This is a genomic window from Gordonia sp. PP30 (genome assembly GCF_023100845.1).
Classification (GTDB): domain Bacteria; phylum Actinomycetota; class Actinomycetes; order Mycobacteriales; family Mycobacteriaceae; genus Gordonia.
The window spans coordinates 3,058,251-3,073,978 of record NZ_CP095864.1; the positions used below are offsets into that span (position 1 = coordinate 3,058,251).

At 69.3% G+C, this 15,728-nt stretch carries 25 protein-coding genes and 1 pseudogene; 4 read left to right on the forward strand and 22 right to left on the reverse strand.

Going from position 1 to position 15,728, the window contains the following annotated elements:
- Nucleotides 1-608 precede the first annotated feature (608 nt).
- The 20 genes and pseudogenes from MYK68_RS20890 to MYK68_RS14155 all read right to left on the reverse strand — a co-directional run.
- Nucleotides 609-2,180, reverse strand: a pseudogene (locus MYK68_RS20890) (DNA primase family protein); the annotation flags it as partial.
- Nucleotides 2,181-2,930: 750 nt separating this feature from the next.
- The gene (locus MYK68_RS14065) at nucleotides 2,931-3,122 is read right to left on the reverse strand and encodes a hypothetical protein (protein ID WP_247864302.1); all 192 of its coding nucleotides are present in this window, start codon (nucleotides 3,120-3,122) and stop codon (nucleotides 2,931-2,933) included.
- The gene (locus tag MYK68_RS14070) at nucleotides 3,119-3,445 is read right to left on the reverse strand and encodes a hypothetical protein (RefSeq protein WP_247864303.1); all 327 of its coding nucleotides are present in this window, start codon (nucleotides 3,443-3,445) and stop codon (nucleotides 3,119-3,121) included. The genes MYK68_RS14065 and MYK68_RS14070 overlap by 4 nt, the downstream gene beginning before the upstream one ends.
- Nucleotides 3,442-3,582 (reverse strand): hypothetical protein, encoded by a 141-nt coding sequence (locus MYK68_RS14075; RefSeq protein ID WP_247864304.1) that lies wholly within the window; start codon nucleotides 3,580-3,582, stop codon nucleotides 3,442-3,444. The genes MYK68_RS14070 and MYK68_RS14075 overlap by 4 nt, the downstream gene beginning before the upstream one ends.
- Before the next feature lie 107 nt (nucleotides 3,583-3,689).
- Nucleotides 3,690-4,520, reverse strand: coding sequence for a DUF2303 family protein (locus MYK68_RS14080; protein WP_247864305.1), 831 nt, complete (start codon nucleotides 4,518-4,520; stop codon nucleotides 3,690-3,692).
- A 2-nt stretch (nucleotides 4,521-4,522) separates the two neighbouring features.
- Nucleotides 4,523-4,846, reverse strand: coding sequence for a YfdP family phage-associated protein (locus MYK68_RS14085; protein WP_247864306.1), 324 nt, complete (start codon nucleotides 4,844-4,846; stop codon nucleotides 4,523-4,525).
- A 27-nt stretch (nucleotides 4,847-4,873) separates the two neighbouring features.
- Nucleotides 4,874-5,431, reverse strand: a complete 558-nt coding sequence (locus MYK68_RS14090; RefSeq protein WP_247864307.1) for a hypothetical protein — start codon at nucleotides 5,429-5,431, stop codon at nucleotides 4,874-4,876.
- 36 nt (nucleotides 5,432-5,467) lie between these two features.
- A complete protein-coding gene (locus MYK68_RS14095) occupies nucleotides 5,468-6,292 on the reverse strand; it encodes a hypothetical protein (RefSeq protein WP_247864308.1) in 825 nt (274 codons plus the stop codon).
- The gene (locus tag MYK68_RS14100; RefSeq protein WP_247864309.1) at nucleotides 6,289-6,459 is read right to left on the reverse strand and encodes an RNA polymerase sigma factor sigma-70 region 4 domain-containing protein; all 171 of its coding nucleotides are present in this window, start codon (nucleotides 6,457-6,459) and stop codon (nucleotides 6,289-6,291) included. Before MYK68_RS14100 ends, MYK68_RS14095 begins: the two co-directional genes overlap by 4 nt.
- Nucleotides 6,456-6,866 carry a WhiB family transcriptional regulator gene (locus MYK68_RS14105; RefSeq protein WP_247864310.1) on the reverse strand — a complete coding sequence of 137 codons (411 nt, stop codon included), beginning with the start codon at nucleotides 6,864-6,866 and terminating at the stop codon, nucleotides 6,456-6,458. The genes MYK68_RS14100 and MYK68_RS14105 overlap by 4 nt, the downstream gene beginning before the upstream one ends.
- Entirely contained in the window at nucleotides 6,866-7,285 is a 420-nt protein-coding gene (locus tag MYK68_RS14110; protein WP_247864311.1) for a hypothetical protein, read from the reverse strand. The genes MYK68_RS14105 and MYK68_RS14110 overlap by 1 nt, the downstream gene beginning before the upstream one ends.
- Nucleotides 7,282-7,554: a hypothetical protein gene (locus MYK68_RS14115; RefSeq protein ID WP_247864312.1), complete on the reverse strand. Its 273-nt coding sequence runs from the start codon at nucleotides 7,552-7,554 to the stop codon at nucleotides 7,282-7,284. Before MYK68_RS14115 ends, MYK68_RS14110 begins: the two co-directional genes overlap by 4 nt.
- On the reverse strand, nucleotides 7,551-7,718 hold the full coding sequence (locus MYK68_RS14120; protein WP_247864313.1) for a hypothetical protein: 168 nt from the start codon (nucleotides 7,716-7,718) through the stop codon (nucleotides 7,551-7,553). The genes MYK68_RS14115 and MYK68_RS14120 overlap by 4 nt, the downstream gene beginning before the upstream one ends.
- Nucleotides 7,718-8,422: a pentapeptide repeat-containing protein gene (locus MYK68_RS14125; RefSeq protein WP_247864314.1), complete on the reverse strand. Its 705-nt coding sequence runs from the start codon at nucleotides 8,420-8,422 to the stop codon at nucleotides 7,718-7,720. The genes MYK68_RS14120 and MYK68_RS14125 overlap by 1 nt, the downstream gene beginning before the upstream one ends.
- Nucleotides 8,419-8,574, reverse strand: coding sequence for a hypothetical protein (locus MYK68_RS14130; RefSeq protein WP_247864315.1), 156 nt, complete (start codon nucleotides 8,572-8,574; stop codon nucleotides 8,419-8,421). The genes MYK68_RS14125 and MYK68_RS14130 overlap by 4 nt, the downstream gene beginning before the upstream one ends.
- Nucleotides 8,571-8,741, reverse strand: coding sequence for a hypothetical protein (locus MYK68_RS14135; RefSeq protein ID WP_247864316.1), 171 nt, complete (start codon nucleotides 8,739-8,741; stop codon nucleotides 8,571-8,573). The genes MYK68_RS14130 and MYK68_RS14135 overlap by 4 nt, the downstream gene beginning before the upstream one ends.
- The gene (locus tag MYK68_RS14140) at nucleotides 8,738-9,058 is read right to left on the reverse strand and encodes a hypothetical protein (protein ID WP_247864317.1); all 321 of its coding nucleotides are present in this window, start codon (nucleotides 9,056-9,058) and stop codon (nucleotides 8,738-8,740) included. Before MYK68_RS14140 ends, MYK68_RS14135 begins: the two co-directional genes overlap by 4 nt.
- On the reverse strand, nucleotides 9,055-9,312 hold the full coding sequence (locus MYK68_RS14145) for a hypothetical protein (RefSeq protein WP_247864318.1): 258 nt from the start codon (nucleotides 9,310-9,312) through the stop codon (nucleotides 9,055-9,057). Before MYK68_RS14145 ends, MYK68_RS14140 begins: the two co-directional genes overlap by 4 nt.
- Nucleotides 9,309-10,157: a phage antirepressor KilAC domain-containing protein gene (locus MYK68_RS14150; RefSeq protein ID WP_247864319.1), complete on the reverse strand. Its 849-nt coding sequence runs from the start codon at nucleotides 10,155-10,157 to the stop codon at nucleotides 9,309-9,311. Before MYK68_RS14150 ends, MYK68_RS14145 begins: the two co-directional genes overlap by 4 nt.
- Nucleotides 10,158-10,229: 72 nt before the next feature.
- Nucleotides 10,230-10,493, reverse strand: coding sequence for a helix-turn-helix transcriptional regulator (locus tag MYK68_RS14155; RefSeq protein ID WP_247864320.1), 264 nt, complete (start codon nucleotides 10,491-10,493; stop codon nucleotides 10,230-10,232).
- Between the two features lie 219 nt (nucleotides 10,494-10,712).
- Between MYK68_RS14155 and MYK68_RS14160 the strand changes: the two genes are divergently transcribed.
- Genes MYK68_RS14160 through MYK68_RS14175 form a run of 4 tightly spaced genes read left to right on the forward strand, consistent with a single transcriptional unit; the run spans nucleotide 10,713 to nucleotide 13,468 of the window.
- Nucleotides 10,713-11,654 (forward strand): hypothetical protein, encoded by a 942-nt coding sequence (locus MYK68_RS14160; protein WP_247864321.1) that lies wholly within the window; start codon nucleotides 10,713-10,715, stop codon nucleotides 11,652-11,654.
- On the forward strand, nucleotides 11,655-12,134 hold the full coding sequence (locus MYK68_RS14165; protein WP_247864322.1) for a colicin E3/pyocin S6 family cytotoxin: 480 nt from the start codon (nucleotides 11,655-11,657) through the stop codon (nucleotides 12,132-12,134).
- Complete coding sequence (locus MYK68_RS14170; RefSeq protein ID WP_247864323.1) at nucleotides 12,127-12,996, forward strand: hypothetical protein; 870 nt, start codon at nucleotides 12,127-12,129, stop codon at nucleotides 12,994-12,996. Before MYK68_RS14165 ends, MYK68_RS14170 begins: the two co-directional genes overlap by 8 nt.
- 22 nt (nucleotides 12,997-13,018) lie before the next feature.
- Nucleotides 13,019-13,468 (forward strand): ImmA/IrrE family metallo-endopeptidase, encoded by a 450-nt coding sequence (locus MYK68_RS14175; RefSeq protein WP_247864324.1) that lies wholly within the window; start codon nucleotides 13,019-13,021, stop codon nucleotides 13,466-13,468.
- A gap of 72 nt (nucleotides 13,469-13,540) precedes the next feature.
- On the opposite strand, the gene MYK68_RS14180 is transcribed toward MYK68_RS14175, so the two are convergent.
- On the reverse strand, nucleotides 13,541-14,959 hold the full coding sequence (locus MYK68_RS14180; RefSeq protein WP_247864325.1) for a recombinase family protein: 1,419 nt from the start codon (nucleotides 14,957-14,959) through the stop codon (nucleotides 13,541-13,543).
- 19 nt (nucleotides 14,960-14,978) lie between these two features.
- The gene (locus tag MYK68_RS14185; RefSeq protein WP_247864326.1) at nucleotides 14,979-15,722 is read right to left on the reverse strand and encodes a ComEC/Rec2 family competence protein; all 744 of its coding nucleotides are present in this window, start codon (nucleotides 15,720-15,722) and stop codon (nucleotides 14,979-14,981) included.
- Nucleotides 15,723-15,728 lie beyond the last annotated feature (6 nt).

The window sequence follows — 15,728 nt, forward strand, 5'->3', positions numbered from 1 at the left end:
GCACCCGCGGCACCCGCTCCGGCACCCATCTTTATTCGCGGGTGCCGAAGTGGCGGCATTTGGGTGCCGAAGCGCCGCCCTGTGGACAACCGCCGAACAGTGCCGGTATAGTGCGACACTATGAGTCACTTTAATTGCCCAAACTGCGGGGCCGGATTGATCGTCCAGGCAGATAAGAGGTCGTATAGCTACCAGTCGAACAACCTCGTAGAGCAGCTGCGCACATACCTTGTCGAGCGAACGGTCCCCGAAGGACGAACTCGCCCCTCGGAACTGTTCGATGACGCGCGTAGCTGGGCCGCCGATCGAAGCGTCGACCTGCCTGGAGATCCGAAACTGTCGGCCGCGTTCGTAGCCGCTGGAGTCGAGCGGGGCCGATCCAGCGGCGCGCGCTACTTTGCATTGAGCCTGCGTGAATAGGTTCATGCGCCCCACCGCCGGTCCTCCTCTTCGCTCGCCGCGGTGTCGATGAGTGCGACGCCGAGGTAGTAGCGGATCCCGTGCGATCGGCTTGCGCGCGCCCCTGTGCGCTTGACGAGTTCGCGGGAGAACGCTTGGGAACCCATCTCGCTGCGCCCGTTGTCGCGGCACCACGAGCTGTAGGCCTTGCGCAGATCGGTGGTCTTGACCTTGACCATGTCGCTGCCCTGCGCGAGGTGGAGGCTGTCGGCGACGAACTGCCCGAACGCATCCTCCTCGGCCTCCCAGGTGCGGGTGGCGGCCAGGACCGATTCCGGCTCACGCAGGCCGGTGCGGGCGGCGATCGCGCCGGCGACGATCCAGGCGAGGATTCCGGGGCCTTCTTCGGCGACGAGGATCTGCCCGAGGCCGTCGATCTTCTTCTCGTCGGGCACTGTGTGCGCGAACGGGATGAGGCGGGTACGGCGCCAGAAGCTGCGGCCGCCGCTCTCGACGGACGGCTGGTGGTTTCCGGCGAGGATCAGCGTGTGCGACGGCGTGAACTCGAACGGGTTCTTGTAGAGCTCGCGTGCGGAGATCCGGTCGCCGCCGGTGAGGGCTTTCACGCGCTCTTCGTCGAAGCTGCCGTCGGTGGGGACTTCGGAGCAGATCGCGACGCGGGCGCCGGGGAGCTTGGACAGTTCGGTGTCGTGGCTGTAGCGGTGGGCGATGAGGACGTTGGACGGCAGAACGACGGCGTACTCCCCCAGCACGCCCGCCAGGATGTCGGTCAGCACCGATTTGCCGTTCTGGCCGTCGCCGTGGAGGAACGGGAGGATGTGGTGGCGCACCACGCCGGTGGCGGCGTAGCCGAGCAGCCTCTGCAGGAAGCCGATCATCTCGGTGTCGCCGCCGAACGTGTCGTCGAGGTACTGCAACCAGCGCGGTGTCGACATGGCCGGGTCGCAGCCGGTGCCGGTGATCTTGGTGTGCAGATCGGCCGGCCGGTGCTCGTGCAGCTGGCCGGTGACCAGGTCGAGGGTGCCGTCGGGGGTGTTGAGCTGCATGCGGTGGGCGTCGAGCTGGTCGGCGGCGACGCGCACGATCGGGTCCCGTCTGGCGAGGGCGACCATGCTCTCGATTCCGCCGCGGTTGAGGGTGCGGGTCTTGTGTCTGGCCTGCTCTTTCGTGTCTTCGGGGAGCCGCGCGGCGATGTCGCGGGCGGCTTGGATGGCGGGTGCGTCGTCTTCGCAGAGGCGCCAGCGTGTGCCGTCCCAGTCGAGCCAGCCGCGCGCCGCCGAGTAGCGGAGGTGGTCGCCGTGGTGGTGGACGAAGCGCCGCGCGTTGCCATCGTCGGTGAGGGTGGTGCGCAGCGGCTGACCGGCGGGCGCGAGGTGGGCCGCGGTGGCCGTGGCGCCGGCGGGCGCCGCCGCGGTGGCGGTGCCGAAGGTGGCGGCGATCGCGTCGCCGCCTTCGATGACGGTCAGTTTGACGGTGTGGTCGTGGCCGCCGAGTTCGCGGGCGATCTGGCCGTCGCCGAGGAGGGCGGCGCGGCTCTCACCCCAGGCGAGCGCGGAGCGGACTTCGGCGCCGGTCAGTGATCGGGCGTTGCCGCCTGCAGCGCAGAGGTCTTGCATGCGGCTGGTGAGGGTGTCGATGGCGCGCTGGTGGTCGGCTGGGGTGAGGCATCCGTGGCGGTGGGCGACGGCCAGGCGTGTGGCTTGGGCGAGGAGCCAGGGGTGTCTGGCGCTGGGTGTGTCGCTGGACCAGCCTGTGATCATGTCGCGGGCGTAGGGGCAGGGGTCGTCGGCCCATGTCCAGGTCGATGTGTCGACGGGCTGGTCGAGGAGGGGGTCACTATCGAGGGCGGTGACGCCGTATTCGTCGAGGGCGTCTTCGATCTGGTCGAGGGTGATCGGCGCGCCGGGCCGCGGCTCGCACGAGGTGGGCACCGGGGTGGACTTCCAGTTGATGGTGCCGGGTGCGCGCAGGATACGGGGCAGGTCGAAGACGGCGTCCACCTGTGCGCCGCGGCGTGCGGCGACGGTTTCGACGAGGCGCCGCCAGCGGTTGAGGACGGCGACGGCGCGGGCACGCTGGTCGGAGGTGTCGAGTGGGGTGTCGTCGGGGTCGATGGCCCAGACGGGTTGCAGTCCGTGGCCGGACTGTACGACGGCGACGGGGTGGTCGCCGAGGATGACTGACAGGTCGTCGATGCAGGCCCAGGCGGTGGGTTCGTCGGTGAAGGCTCCGGTCTTGATGTCGAGGTCGGCCCAGAGTGCGCGTAGGTGGGTGACGTCTTGTGCGCCGCCGCGCGGCCGCTGCCCGGGTGGTCCGGCGGGCTGGTTGACCGAGTACCAGACGTCGCAGGTTTGCAGCCCGGTGAGGTGGGTGGCGGCGTCGGCGGGTGTGGTGATGAGGGTGTGGAACTGGTTGTCGGCGCCGCGGGGTTTCCAGCAGAGGGCGACGAGCTGGTGGCCGAGGCGGTCGAGGAGGCCGGCGAGGTCGAGGGTGTCGGGTCCGGGCACTGTTCAGCTGGCCTTCCGGAGGTCGTAGTGGTGGTGCATGAGGCAGTCGAGGTGTGCGCCGATCGCCTGGTCCTGGCTGCTGCTCATGCGGATCCCGCAGTAGCGGCACAGGACTGGTGGGTGCGGGTGGGCGCAGCTCTCGCAGAGGGCGGGGACGGCCGTGTTGGTGCGGTGTGGGCAGCTGTCGGGCGTCATCTGTCCTCCTGGCAGGTCGTGGCGGGGTATGCAGGGTGGTCGCCGGTGACACCGACCCAGAGCGCAGCGACCCCGGCGCTGTAGCCGATACCGTGCGTCGACACGATCAGTGCCGCCTCACGCAGCACGTCCTGCGGCTTCCGATCGGCCGGCGGGGCGGTGAAGCCGATACGCCGGATCGGCTTCCGGTTATGAATGGAGCAGCGGGCGCCGCTCACCGGCCAGTGCCAGCCCGTCGCCCGGTACTCGGTGGTGTCTTGGCTTCCGTTCGGGAGCGCCGTCAGCCAGATTTCGCCCGGCCGCGGCTCGGTCGGGGCGGTCACGTCGGGTCCCCGTACTCGCCGACCGAGTCGGCCGCGATCTCTTCGCGGGTCGGCTCGCGCCGCGTCCGGGTGGCTTCGCTGTCCCACACGGCCTGTCTCGCGGCGTCAGCGAGGTCCTGCTGGTGCGTACACATCATGGTGTGCTCCTTCCGATATGGCTGTGGTTGTGGTGTCCCGTGCCGGAGTCGGACCGGCCGCACCGCGTATCCCCTGCGGGTGCGCCACCGCGGCGGGACTGCCCCGGCTATGCGGTGGCGTAGATGTCGCGTCCGATCTCGGCGCCGAGCTCACCGATCACGGTCTGCCACTGCTCGCGCAGGAGGTGTTCGTACGGGCGCGGGAACAGGCCGAGCAGCAACTGGCCGCCCTTCACCCGCAGCCGCACCTGGCAGACGAGGTCCACGGTCGGGAAGTCCTCGAAGCGGGCGACCCGGAACACCACCACCTTCGGCACTTCCAGGTCGCCCGCGGCGCCGGCGCGGGCTTCGACGCTTTCGGACCAACCGACCGACTGGCTGCCGGTGGACCGCTGGATTCGTGACTCGAAATGCCCCGAGCTCGTCGCCCGGATCGAATCGGCGAGTTCGACGAGGTCAGCGGCCTGATGGGAGATGATCAGGTGGCCGGCGTCGTCGAGGAGGTCGCCGAACTCCTCCTGCCCGTGGTACTGCCCGTCGGCGACGTTCCCGAACGTCGACCAGTCGGGGTCGGTGACGAACTGCAGCATGAGCCGGTCGTCGCGGCGCGTGTACGCGTCGTCCAGGTCGGTGGACAGGTCGTTGTAGACGGCTGTCACGCGGCCCTTGGCGCGGGACGCCCACACGGTGCCGTCGCTGTCGAGGCCCCGGCGGCGCAGTTCGCGGCCGAAGCTGTCCCGGTCGATCACGGTCCGCACGTCCGGGGTGCGTGGCGCGAACGCGCCGGGCGCCCCGTCGACGAGGTCGACGACCTTCGTTTCCAGGCCGCCGGCTCCGTTGACCGCGGTGAACACGACCTGTCCGTGCTCGGTCTTGACGAGGTCGGACGTCAAGGGGATGGGCAAATGGTCGAAGCTCGGCGTGTTGTCGTAAGCCATGGTCACAGGCCCCGCTCGGTGTAGAGGCCGGTGTTGTCGCGGGAGATGTGGCCGTCACCGTCGGCGAACCACACGCTGGCGGTGGGGTCCTCGGGGACCGACTTGGTGACGGTGCCGCGGAGCTTGACAGCGCCGCCGTCGGCGACCGGTTCGATGGACAGCTTGATGGTGACGTGCCCCTTCTTGTTGGTGGCGATCGCGCCGTCGACGACCTCGGCGAGTGCGCGGGACGCTTCGCGGAGGGTGGAGCCTTTGGCGTGCTGGGTGAGGACGACGGCGAAGTCGGTGACCTCGTCGGTCTTCTGCTGATCGGTGGTGGTGGACATGGGGAATTCCTTCTTTCTTGTGGGGGTCTACTGCTGGGCGAGGACGGCGGTCTTCGCCGCGGGTTCGAGGGTGTCCCACACCTCCTGCGGGAAGCTGTCGGGCTTGACCGGCTCGCCTGCCGCCGGGGCCGGGGGCGTCGGCGGCGTGTTCGCGGCGGGCTGAGCGGCCGGAGCCTGCGGAGTGGGGGTGGCCGGAGTGGACGCGCCCCCGGCGCCGCGCGCGATCTTCAGATCGAAGATCTTCACCGACCGTCCGCCGTTGAGCGGCTTGATCTCCTGCAGCGTGATCTTGACCAGATCCCCGGCGGACGGGGACGCCGCCATCACCGCTCTCTTCAGGTTCGTCGCCCCGCAGGTGAGGTTGACGAGATCTCCGGTGGCGTAGTCGAAACGCTCCCCCGCCTTGTTGTAGGACGCGGCCGGCTCGACCAGTTCGAGGCCGAGCTCGGGGCAGACATTGCCGTTGTAGTCCTGTGCGCCGGCCGGATCGAAGGTCAGGACCTTGCCGGTCACGGCCTGGCCGGGGGTGTTACCCCAGCCGATGAAGGCGCCGGCGGGGACATCGATGGTTTCCCATTCGGTCATTTTGTGAACTCTCTCTTCCTTGTGTTTCGCCTGGTCTCAGGCGTTGAGTAGCTCCGAGGCGGATACCTCGGAGACGTTGGAGGGCGCGGGAATCCCGGCGCCGGGGCAGGCGTACGGGGCGGCCGCAAGGTCAGTGCCGGGCAGCGCCTTGTAGCTGCAGAAAAAGCAGTCCGTCGTGTCGGCGGGGATGGGCGGCATGATCTGGTGTCCGCCCGCGGTCCAGCCGTCGCGGATCCGCTCAGGGTGGGCTTCGGCGTCGAGGTCGAGCAGCTGCACGAGGATCCGGTCGATCCGGTCGAGTGCGGTGTCGACGACGGTGTCGTCGTACGGTTCGGTCCAGGCGCGGGCGTCTTTGAGCCAGCCGCCGCGCGGCAGGAACGCGATCCCCACCTGTTTCACCGGGAATCCGGCGCGGCGGTAGCCGCGGCCGTACAGGTGCGCCTGCGTGCGATACACCGCGCTGGGGCCGTGGTCGCGGTAGTGCCTCAGCCGGTTCGTCGACGGACCCTTCCAGTCCCACACGGCGGCCTCTTGCACGTCGTACAGGTCGCAGGAGCCGGTCAGGCCGGGCCGGATCTCGACGCGGCGCTCGGTCAGATACCGGGGCCAGCCGAGTCGCGTGTTGGCGCGTTCGGCGAGTTCTTCGAGCTGGGCGTGCATGCCGGTGCCGACGATCGACGGCAGGGGGTCGTCGAAGCCGCCCGCTTTCGGGGCCTCGATGAGGCCGTAGGCGAGTCTGCGGGCGCACGGGTTGCCGATCTCCGATGGTCCCAGCCTCATCTGCTGGCTGCGGGGGTGGAGTTTGTGGCCGTCGACGATCAGCGTCCGCAGGTGCTCGGGGAGTCCGGGCAGCGCCGTCATGCTGCCCTCCCCCGCTGAGCCGCCTTCTGCACTGATTCGAGGGTGACGCCGAGGCGGTCGGCGATCTGCTGGTCGGTCCAGCCGTAGCCGGCGTAGTGCCGCCACTCGGCGGCCAGAAGCTTGTCGGTGATCTGGTCGGGATCGACGCGCGGGCTGCTGCCGGTCATCGGGCGTCACCGCCGTTCGCGACGGCTGCGAGCTGCCGCCTCGTCTCGGGCCGGTGGTTGTCGCTGATCCAGACGCCTGCCCAGACACCTCCGGCGTAGTAGTAGGTGAGCGCGAGGCGCGCGCAATCGCGGCGGACGGGGCACCAGGAGCAGACGGTGATCGCCTCAGTGGCGTCCTTGCGTCTGTTGGGCGTGAAGTTGACGTGCGGGAACTTGCGGCACAGCGCCCGCTCACCCGGATCGGGCTGGGGCTCGGGCTGGGGCTCGGGCTGGGGCTCGGCGCGGAGCCGGTGGACCGTCCTGTCGGTGATGCCCAGCCGGGCCGCGATGTCCAGGGGCCCCACACCCTGACGGGTCAGCAGGTGCACTTCGCGGATACGGTCCGCGTGCACGGTCGACGTCGCCATCAGTCGACCACCGTGAAGCGCCGCGACTCGGTCACGATGGTGAACTCGGCGACCAGCTGCGGGTGCACCGCCTTGAACGCCTTCTGGTCGAACCGCCGGCTCTTGACCGGTTTCCAGGTGACGGCGGGCCTGCCGTCGAGGACGCCGGTGTCGGCGTCACCCATCGCGTCCTGCACGCGCGTCTTCATCGGCCCGGCCACATCGGACAGGGCCTTGATCATGTCGGTGAGGGTGCGCAGCACGGTCAGCTCGGTGGCCACCGGTGTGAGGTCGGCCTCCCCCGCCGCCGACAGCACGGGCGTGGCGCCGGCCGTCTGATGTGCGAGGTGGGCGTCGAGGCGCTGGCAGCAGGCGGTGATGGCACTGCCGAGTGCGGTGAGGCCGTCGAGTTCGGCGGTCACGGGATTCTGCTCGGTCATCGGAGGTTGTCCTGTCGGTTGAGTTCGTCGAGGGCCAGGTCGACCGCTTCGGCGCGGGTGCCGGCGTGGACCTGGATCTGGTGTGCGGTCCGCAGATTCGTCACGGTGACGACGTGGCGGGTGCCGCGGGTGTCGGCGATCCGCACGAGCGTCGAGTCCAGGCCGTCGCGGTCGCAGCGGGCGTCCAGCTGCTCCAGCAGCAGGCCGACGCGCTCGCGGGCGGCGCGCCGGACCAGCGACGGCGGCAACGTGGCGGGCGCGGCGGTCATCGGATCCACCGCCCGTGGTCGATGATGCGGCCGATCGGGCCGTCGGCGAGGTGGTCGGGCAGCCGCTCGCGGTCGATGCCGGGGTGCTCGCGCGGCCAGGCGAGGCCGAGTGCGAGACCGGCGAGGAGCGCGATGGTCATGGCGGTAGCGACGAGCGTGAACATCAGGCATCCGCCTCGGTCTCGGTTCCCCACTTGGCGGTTATCTCGGCGAGGACGTCGGCGTGATCGGTCGCCCACGCCTCGCACATGTCGGCGAGGGCGGCCAGCATGGGCCGTCGTGCGGCGATCTGTGCGCCGCGCGCTTCGGGCCAGCCGTCGTCGGCCGCGATCAGTGCACGCAGCTCGGCGATGGTGCCGGACCAGCAGCCGACCGTGAGTCGCCAGCCGTCGGGCAGCGGAGCGAGGATCGCGTGACCCGAAGGCAGCCCCGTCACCGACAAGACCTGGCAACTCGAGCTCAGGTCGGCCCCGCGCAGGTTGGCCCAGCGCAGGTTGGCCCAGCGCAGGTCGGCCCCGCTCAGGTCGGCCCCGCGCAGGTCGGCCCCGCGCAGGTTGGCCCAGCGCAGGTCGGCCCCGCGCAGGTCGGCCCCGCGCAGGTCGGCCCCGCGCAGGTCGGCCCAGCGCAGGTTGGCCCAGCGCAGGTTGGCCCCGCGCAGGTTGGCCCCGCGCAGGTCGGCCCCGCGCAGGTCGGCCCCGCGCAGGTTGGCCCAGCGCAGGTCGGCCCCGCGCAGGTCGGCCCCGCGCAGGTCGGCCCCGCGCAGGTTGGCTCGAGCGTTGCTGTTGTGGGCTTCGGTCAGGATGTCGAGGACCTGCTGGCGGGTGAGTGCGGCGCCGCGGTGTGGGGCGTCGGTGGTGTGGTCGGTCATTTCGTGTCCTTGGTGGTGGTCCAGCGGTAGTTGGCCGCGAGATGTTCGTCGAGGTGGCCGGCGCTCTTCTCGCAGGCGACGACGATGGGGGTCTGGCTCTGGGGGTTGAGGCGGATGCGGGCGGGGCAGAGCGTCGGATTCGGCCTGGTCATGACGCCCGTTTCAGTCCGGCGCGGCGGAAGATCCCCGAGACCTGATCCCGGAGCTCCGCGGACGGTTCCGGCCAGGCGGCGGCCTCGGCGGCGAACCGTGCCTCCACCTCGGGCGGCGCGTTGCCGGGTGCGAGGGGCCAGCGTTCCGGATCGTGTCGGCCGGTCACGGCGTCGGCCGTTCGGTCCGGATGTGCCGCCACCGTTGGCGCCCGGTGTCGGGGTCGTAGCCGTCGGGCTCGCGGCGGGTCGGGTCGTGCAGGATCGCGAGGGCCTTCCCGCCGGGCCGCCGCACCCGCACCTGGTTGCCGTGCACGTCGGCGATGACCGATCCGGCGTCGACGCCGCAATGCACCGCGGCGATCCGGCCGAGGCAGGCTCCGATGGTGAGGCGGGTCTCGGCGCCGCATCCGGCGATGACGGCGTGCGTGGCCTGCTGCTCGCGCGCCCACGCCCGCACAGTGCGCTTCCAATCGGTGGTGCTCACGATGCACCGCCGAGGATGGCCAGGAGCCGCGACCGCGGGATCGCGAGCTCGATGGTCTCGATGACGCCCAGCTGCGGCACCGGGATCGTCAGCGACAGGTACTCGTCGTCGCCGAAGGCGTCCGCCGACACGTCCCGGGGGTCGATGGTGGCGCCGTTGACGACGGGCGAGACCTCGACGCCGTCCAGGCGGGCGGGCGGCTGCTCGTCGGCGACATCGCGCTCGGATTCCCACTGCTCGCGGTCCTCGCTCATCGCCCGCCGCCGATCATCTGCGGCTCGGCGACCGGCAGCGCCGCGACGGTGACCGGCTGCTCGGGGACCTCGATCCCGGCGAGCTTGCGGCGCAGGAACTCGACGCCCGACGGGAGGACGTAGGTGGTGGCGGTCGGCACGACCTGCCCGTCGGGCCGCGTGTAGGTCTGCGGGACGACGTTGAAGTGGTGCGCGTACCTGGCCATCGGCAGGTTGTCGCGGCGCAGGACGCCGAGCTTGCGCAACTCCCGGTTCATGATGACCGGACCCCAGCCGAGCATCTTCGCGACGGCGGCGAGCTTGTGGGAGCCGGTCGCGTCCATGAACGCGTCGTAGGCTTCGGCTTTCGGCGCCTGGGCGGCGACTTCGGTAGCGAGACGCCCGGCGAGCTGGGCGAGGGCGGTGACGCGTCCGGTGGTGATGACGAGGGCCTGGTGGATGACCTCGTCGTCGGTGAGTTGCGGGCGGGCGGTCTCGGCCTGCCGGGTGCGGATCGCGAAGTATCCCTGGGCGGCGGCGACCTCGGGCTTGTTCGGGTCGCCGTTCATCGCGACGAGGTAGGCCGCGAACCGGGACAACTCGAAGTCGACTCGCTCGGTCATGCCCAGATTACCGGCTTCGATAACCTGGGTGACCTGCGAAAACTCCGCCGCAATGTCCACGCCGACGTTCTCTGCGGCCTTCTTGGCCCGCTCGGTCACGGCCTTGAAGTTCTGCCACTTGTCGTAGCCCATGAGCGGCATGAGGCTGCGCGCCGGCCAGAACTTGGACCCGTCGGGGCGGGTCTGCATGATCGCGTCGAACGGCGATGTGCCGCTGAACGCGAGTTGGTTGGTATCGTGCATGGTGTTGAACTCCTTCCCGAGTTCGTCGTGGCCGTCATCCGTTGCACCGGGTGGCGGCCGTTTCTGTGAGCGCTACGCGGTCTGGCGTTCGTCCTGTCGGACATTAGACACCTGCGGCGCGACGACTTCCTCGTGATCGATGAAGAGATCCTCCCAGTGCTGGTCCAGCCTGGCCGCGATCGAGATCGCAAGGTCTTCGGTGATCGTCTTCAGTGCACCCGATTCGAGCTTGTAGATCGTCGTGTGCGACCTCTTGACGAGGAACGCCAGCTCGCGCTGCGTGAGCCGCTTCTGCTTCCGCGCCCGCCGTAGCCGAGCCGGATCTCGAACCTCCATCCAGCAGTCCTTCTGTCGTGGCGGTCGTTGTCTTGCCCTCATAAGTGCTACCCCTCCGGTTGGCGGCATGTCAACTGTCTAACTGGATATTAGACAACTGGTTGCCAGACTGTCAACCGTCTTCTTTGCGGCTTGACGTGCAAGACTTCGATTGTTGGTTTCCAGTGACGAGGATTCCGGCGTGGCGCAACTAGAGCAACGAGAGTGACGATTCTTGCCGTGAACGCAACAACCCTCCAGGACCTCATCCAGAAGGCGCGCGACGCCGGGATGAGCTATCGCCAGATGGAGGACAAGGTCGCCCGCGCGGAGGAGAAGAATCCGCGCGGGATGCGGATCAGTCGGGCCACCGCAAACAACATCGCCCGCGGCCGCCACAGCGGACCCGTGAGCGACGAGGTGATCCGAGCGGTCGCCTACCTCGCAGAGGTGCCTGATCAAGTTGCGTTCGCCGCCGCCGGCCGCCGCACAGACGGACCACCATTCGCCTCCGAGCTACCCGTCGGCGTCGACGACCTCCAGCCACACGAACGTCGAGTCGCCATCGACTTCCTCCGGCTGCTGGTCTCCCAACGACAGGAGCTCAACCGCCATGAACGAACAGCCGCCCACGCCGATCCGCCGGCCCCGGAACCGGGAACACCGCGCGCGCCCGAGCCAGAAGACAAGAAGATCCGGGTCACCATCGACAGCGACGGCACCCTCCTCATCAAGCCGCCGGAGACCGGTGCACCGATCGGTCTGGCACGCTCCCAGATCGAAGCGATCCTTCACGACGTCCTCGCCCAACGCGACGAGGCCGCGGACGCCGGCGCGCCGATCGACTGGAACTTCGACAACCTCGTCTCGATCGTCCAGGACCGACTAGAAAGCGCGTTCCTGACCTGGCCAGAGACGATGCCCGACAAGTTCCGGATCATGTTCACCTCGGGGAGCTCGCCGGCCAGCACGGCCACCCACCTCGAAAGCGGCTACAACCTCGTTGTTCACCACGTAGGCGGACAGAAGGCAGAGGCGGGCGACGGGCCCCGCCAGTCCGACTACGACCTGGCCTCTTACCGCACCCGCCACCCGAACATCGCCCCCGGCGACCCCGGAGCGTACGAAGACCCCGGACTGCCGCCGGACCGTATCCCGGGCGACGACGAGGACCCTGCGTAGATGGCGCAGTCGTGGCCATCGCACAAAGCGTCGTACGTCCTCGGGATTCTGCGCCGCGAACTGGGCTACACGACGAGTGCGCGGTCCCGTTCGGGAAACCAGGTGTGGCTGATCGCGGCAGGACGCCCGACGATCAGGTGGGCGTACAACAACAAGCAGGTCATCACGCCGGTCGAACTCCGCTGGATCTTCGTCGAAGATGTCGGGCTCGATGAGGCAGAAGCGCTCACACTGGTCGTCCCCCGCCAGCCCGGGCACTACCAGCCGCGGCGCCCACCAGACTTCCTGGACACACTGGAGGTCGTGCCGAAGCGGACACCCAAACGATGGCGTGGACCGGACGGCACGCTGTACGAGTACGACCAGCGGCACGGGCACGTCGAGGGCTTCAACAAGCGCGGGAAGCATATCGGGGTGTTCGACGTTGACACTGGTGAGAGAATCGGAACAGCAGAAAGAGGAAGGAGTATCGATGTCTGAGCAGCACACCACCTTCGTCGATGCTTGCCTCGCGAACCAGGCCCGGCCCACCGACATCGATGATTGGGTCGACCGGTGGCACGACGGCGAAGGCCCAGAGTTGTCGCTCGACGACTTCCTCGGCTTCACCGCGGATGAGGCGCAACGCGCCCTGCGCGCGACCAGCACAGTCGAAGCGATCATCGAGTCACGCCGTGCGCGCGCGATCCACCTGATCCTCACCGACTACGGCGACGGAAACGGCTGGTCGGTCCGGAGCCCCCAAGTTCCGATCGTCGGTGGACGCCCCACAAGCGAGCAGCTACTCGGCGAGCTGACCGCAATGCTTCTCGGTGCCGGCGTCGACATCACCGGCCTGGATGACCCTCGTCTCGTCCTCCATGAAGAGCACGTGGCAGTCGACCCATGCGGCGCCCCGTACCGAATCCGCTGGAGGATCGGCGAGGGTGAAAGCGCCCGCATCGAGGCCGCGAATCGCCTGAACACCGGCGTCATATACGGGTGGGGTGAATACCGGGATCGCGAACCGGTTCTGCCAACGGGCGAGCGGCTCCTCATCGCCGTCACGAGCACTGACACCCTGGCCGACATCGAGGACCAGCTGCCGCGGCGCGGCGGGTGCGCCTCAGTCGCCCAGCACCTCGGAGACGATGCCCTCGTGACAGTGCCGTTTCATGACTCCACTATCGGTACGACCGACCGCCGGTTCACGTTCGACGAACTCGGACTGAGCCCGGAGAGTACGTTCGGCGCGATCGTTGAGGCGGTGACCACTGCCGAACTCGGCGATCTCGTCCAGGAGATGAAGTCGATCGATAGTTACACGCCTGTAATTCCTGGTCAGCGCCGTTTCGTGTCGTAGCCTTCCGCTACCGTCCCGGTCCATGATCCTGTGGCATCCGTGGCGGTGGTTGCGTGACCGCTATCCCGACGTCGTCGTGCTCCACACTCCGCTGCCGGCCGGGCGCATGGGCAGGTTGTCCGGGATGGAGATCCTGCTCGATCACCGGCTAACGCAGGCCGAGCGCAGGTGTACCCTCACGCACGAGCTCGTGCACATCGAGCGCCGCGGCGCCGAGCACCCCAGCCCTGCCGTCGAAGAGTCGCTCGTCGAGCAGGAGACCGCGCGCAGGCTCATCACTCTCGGCCAGTTGGTCGACGCGTTCCGGTGGCTGCGCCATCCCGACCTACCCGCCCTCGCCGAGCACCTGTGGGTAGATCAGCAGACCGCGCTGACCCGCATGCAGCACCTGGATCCGCTCGAAGTCGCCGAGATCGAGCACGCCTGCGACGGCGACTGGTCGTGGATCATGCCGCGCGAGGAGTCGGCATGAGCACATTGCCCGACGCCGACCGACGGCTCCTCGACATCGCCGGGCCGCCGCTACCGGCAGCCCGGTGACCGGTCACTTCCAGGTCAGTTCGATGCCTTCACCGGCCGGATAGATCCGCCGGCCGGTGCCGATCCGGAAGATCTTGATCTCGACCATCGCGCGGATCAGGTCGCGCCGCCGCATCAGGGACAGATCATCCCACCGGGCGCGGGCGTCGGGACCCATCATGGCAGCGACGATCGGCGACGAGACGCGCGCGCGAGCCCGCTGCTCGGCGGCCTCGATCTTCGGCATCAGGGTAGCCTCGATCCGCGCGAGCGACACCGGAGACACCTCCCCCGCCGCGGCCGCCGTGACGAAACCGTCGAGGCGCTGGCGCAGCGCCCGCACCTCTTCCACGGCGGCCGCATAGTCGGCGTCCGAGGATGCGCGATCGGTCACCAGATCCTGGCCTTCAAGGCGCCGCAGCACCGACTCGGTGACGAACGGGTCGACCTTGTGCATGACGCGGCACACGCAGAAGCGCCGGCCCCCGGTCGGCTGATTGCCCTTGCACATGTACGACGTCGCGCCACGGTTGCTGATCTTCGTCATCGGCGCCCCGCAGTGCCCGCACTCCGCAATCCCGGTGAGCAACCATCGCGGCTGAGAACCGCGCGGCGGCCGCGTCGTTCGCGACGGATCAGAAAGCACCGCCGCCAGCCTCTCATGCTCGTCACGGGTGATGATCGGCTCCCAGACGCCTTCTCCGACGATCTTCTTGCGGTGGGTGACGAGTCCGGCGTACGTCGGATTGCGGGCGATCTCGCGGAGCGTGGTGGGGATCCAGGCGCCGACGGTGCCGTCACGGCGCGGCCTCGGTGGAGGCACCTCCCGGGCGTTGAGGTCGCGGCACACCGAGTAGATCGTCTCCCCCGCAAGGAGTCGGCGTACGACCTCGCGCACGATCGGCGCGGTGTCGGGATCGGGTACGCGGGTGATGGACCGCCCGGTGTGCTCGTCGCGGATGATCCGGTAGCCGTAGGCCAGCTTCCCGTGCGGGCGTCCGGCCTCGCGGGTGGCGCGCACAGCGCGCAGGACACGGTCGCGGGTCTGCTCGACCTCCTTCTCGGCGAGCAGGGCGTCGAGGCCGGTGGCGAAGCGGTCGTCACCGCGGGACAGGTCGTGGATCTTCCCGGAGTAGCACCACAGGATGCCACGCTCGGCGCACAGCTCGCGCAGGTCGAGGTAGGCGCGCAGGTCTCGCTGGGCGCGTGAGGCCTCCCAGGTGACGAGGACGTCGCCGGCCGCGAGGATCCCGCGCAGGCGATCGTAGGCGGGGCGCTCGCCACGGGAGTAGCGTGAGGCGCCGACGTCGTTGTCGACGAGCACTTCGGCGACGTCCCAGTCTTCTCGGGCGGCGACGTCGCGGCACTCTTTCTCCTGTTCGGAGACCGATTTTCCGCGCCCGCTGGTGTCGGAGGAGACGCGGCAGTAGATGATCGCTCGCACACGCCCGACAATACTCTTGCTATCGTTTGTTCTCCCCGCTGACAGCGATCAGATGCGTGAGACCGGCCGCCCGGAAGTTCTCCCGCAGCTCCGGATCGAGGTCGCCGGTGTCACCCAGCACCAGGCCGGGGAACAGGCCGGCCGCCCGTGGCGGCAGGGCCCGGGCCGCCGTCGCCGCGAGCCTCTCCCGGACCGTGCCCGCCCACCGCTGCCAGATCGGTGCGCGGCCGATCACCTCGGGCTCGCCGAGTGCCGTGAGGTGCGCCGCCAGCAGGCGATCGGCCGCCCGGCCGGGTGGCGGTTTGGCCCGGACACGGACGGAGAGTCGTTGTCCGGGAACAGTCTCCGGAAGCTGTCCGGTACGGAGCAGCAGTTGAGCGTCGACCGGCCGGGTGCGCACGCGGTTGACCGTCAGCACGCGCACCGGCAATCGGGCGAACGACTGCTGGGCGCCGATCATCGGGTCACCGGTCACTTGCAGGGTGACGACAGGTTTGCCACCGTCCCGGTGGATCGGCGCGCTCTCGGCGATCCCGATGCGCAGTGCGCAGACCGTCGCCGCGGCCGCCGCGAGTCCGCAGATTCCCGCGACGGTCACCGCCACACCGGTTCGGCTGTGCCGCAAGGTGATCCAAATCGTCAGACCGAGCACAGCCAGCGCGCCCACCAGCCAGAAGGTGACGGCGAGAGGAACGCAGAGAGCGACGGCCACCACGGCCCAGCATGCGGCCGCCGGGCCGGCCAGCCGCAGATCCACGCCCATCGCCGG

Coding starts and splice junctions, on each gene's coding strand:
- MYK68_RS14085 (WP_247864306.1), bottom strand. CDS start 4,846: ATGTCCACCACCACCGATCAGCAGAAGACCGACGAGGTCACCGACTTC.
- MYK68_RS14150 (WP_247864319.1), bottom strand. CDS start 10,157: ATGCACGATACCAACCAACTCGCGTTCAGCGGCACATCGCCGTTCGAC.
- MYK68_RS14175 (WP_247864324.1), top strand. CDS start 13,019: ATGATCCTGTGGCATCCGTGGCGGTGGTTGCGTGACCGCTATCCCGAC.
- MYK68_RS14065 (WP_247864302.1), bottom strand. CDS start 3,122: ATGACGCCCGACAGCTGCCCACACCGCACCAACACGGCCGTCCCCGCC.
- MYK68_RS14095 (WP_247864308.1), bottom strand. CDS start 6,292: ATGACGGCGCTGCCCGGACTCCCCGAGCACCTGCGGACGCTGATCGTC.
- MYK68_RS14115 (WP_247864312.1), bottom strand. CDS start 7,554: ATGACCGCCGCGCCCGCCACGTTGCCGCCGTCGCTGGTCCGGCGCGCC.
- MYK68_RS14120 (WP_247864313.1), bottom strand. CDS start 7,718: ATGTTCACGCTCGTCGCTACCGCCATGACCATCGCGCTCCTCGCCGGT.
- MYK68_RS14080 (WP_247864305.1), bottom strand. CDS start 4,520: ATGGCTTACGACAACACGCCGAGCTTCGACCATTTGCCCATCCCCTTG.
- MYK68_RS14165 (WP_247864322.1), top strand. CDS start 11,655: ATGGCGCAGTCGTGGCCATCGCACAAAGCGTCGTACGTCCTCGGGATT.
- MYK68_RS14130 (WP_247864315.1), bottom strand. CDS start 8,574: ATGACCAGGCCGAATCCGACGCTCTGCCCCGCCCGCATCCGCCTCAAC.
- MYK68_RS14075 (WP_247864304.1), bottom strand. CDS start 3,582: ATGATGTGTACGCACCAGCAGGACCTCGCTGACGCCGCGAGACAGGCC.
- MYK68_RS14110 (WP_247864311.1), bottom strand. CDS start 7,285: ATGACCGAGCAGAATCCCGTGACCGCCGAACTCGACGGCCTCACCGCA.
- MYK68_RS14155 (WP_247864320.1), bottom strand. CDS start 10,493: ATGGAGGTTCGAGATCCGGCTCGGCTACGGCGGGCGCGGAAGCAGAAG.
- MYK68_RS14090 (WP_247864307.1), bottom strand. CDS start 5,431: ATGACCGAATGGGAAACCATCGATGTCCCCGCCGGCGCCTTCATCGGC.
- MYK68_RS14105 (WP_247864310.1), bottom strand. CDS start 6,866: ATGGCGACGTCGACCGTGCACGCGGACCGTATCCGCGAAGTGCACCTG.
- MYK68_RS14125 (WP_247864314.1), bottom strand. CDS start 8,422: ATGACCGACCACACCACCGACGCCCCACACCGCGGCGCCGCACTCACC.
- MYK68_RS14100 (WP_247864309.1), bottom strand. CDS start 6,459: ATGACCGGCAGCAGCCCGCGCGTCGATCCCGACCAGATCACCGACAAG.
- MYK68_RS14145 (WP_247864318.1), bottom strand. CDS start 9,312: ATGAGCGAGGACCGCGAGCAGTGGGAATCCGAGCGCGATGTCGCCGAC.
- MYK68_RS14170 (WP_247864323.1), top strand. CDS start 12,127: ATGTCTGAGCAGCACACCACCTTCGTCGATGCTTGCCTCGCGAACCAG.
- MYK68_RS14185 (WP_247864326.1), bottom strand. CDS start 15,722: ATGGGCGTGGATCTGCGGCTGGCCGGCCCGGCGGCCGCATGCTGGGCC.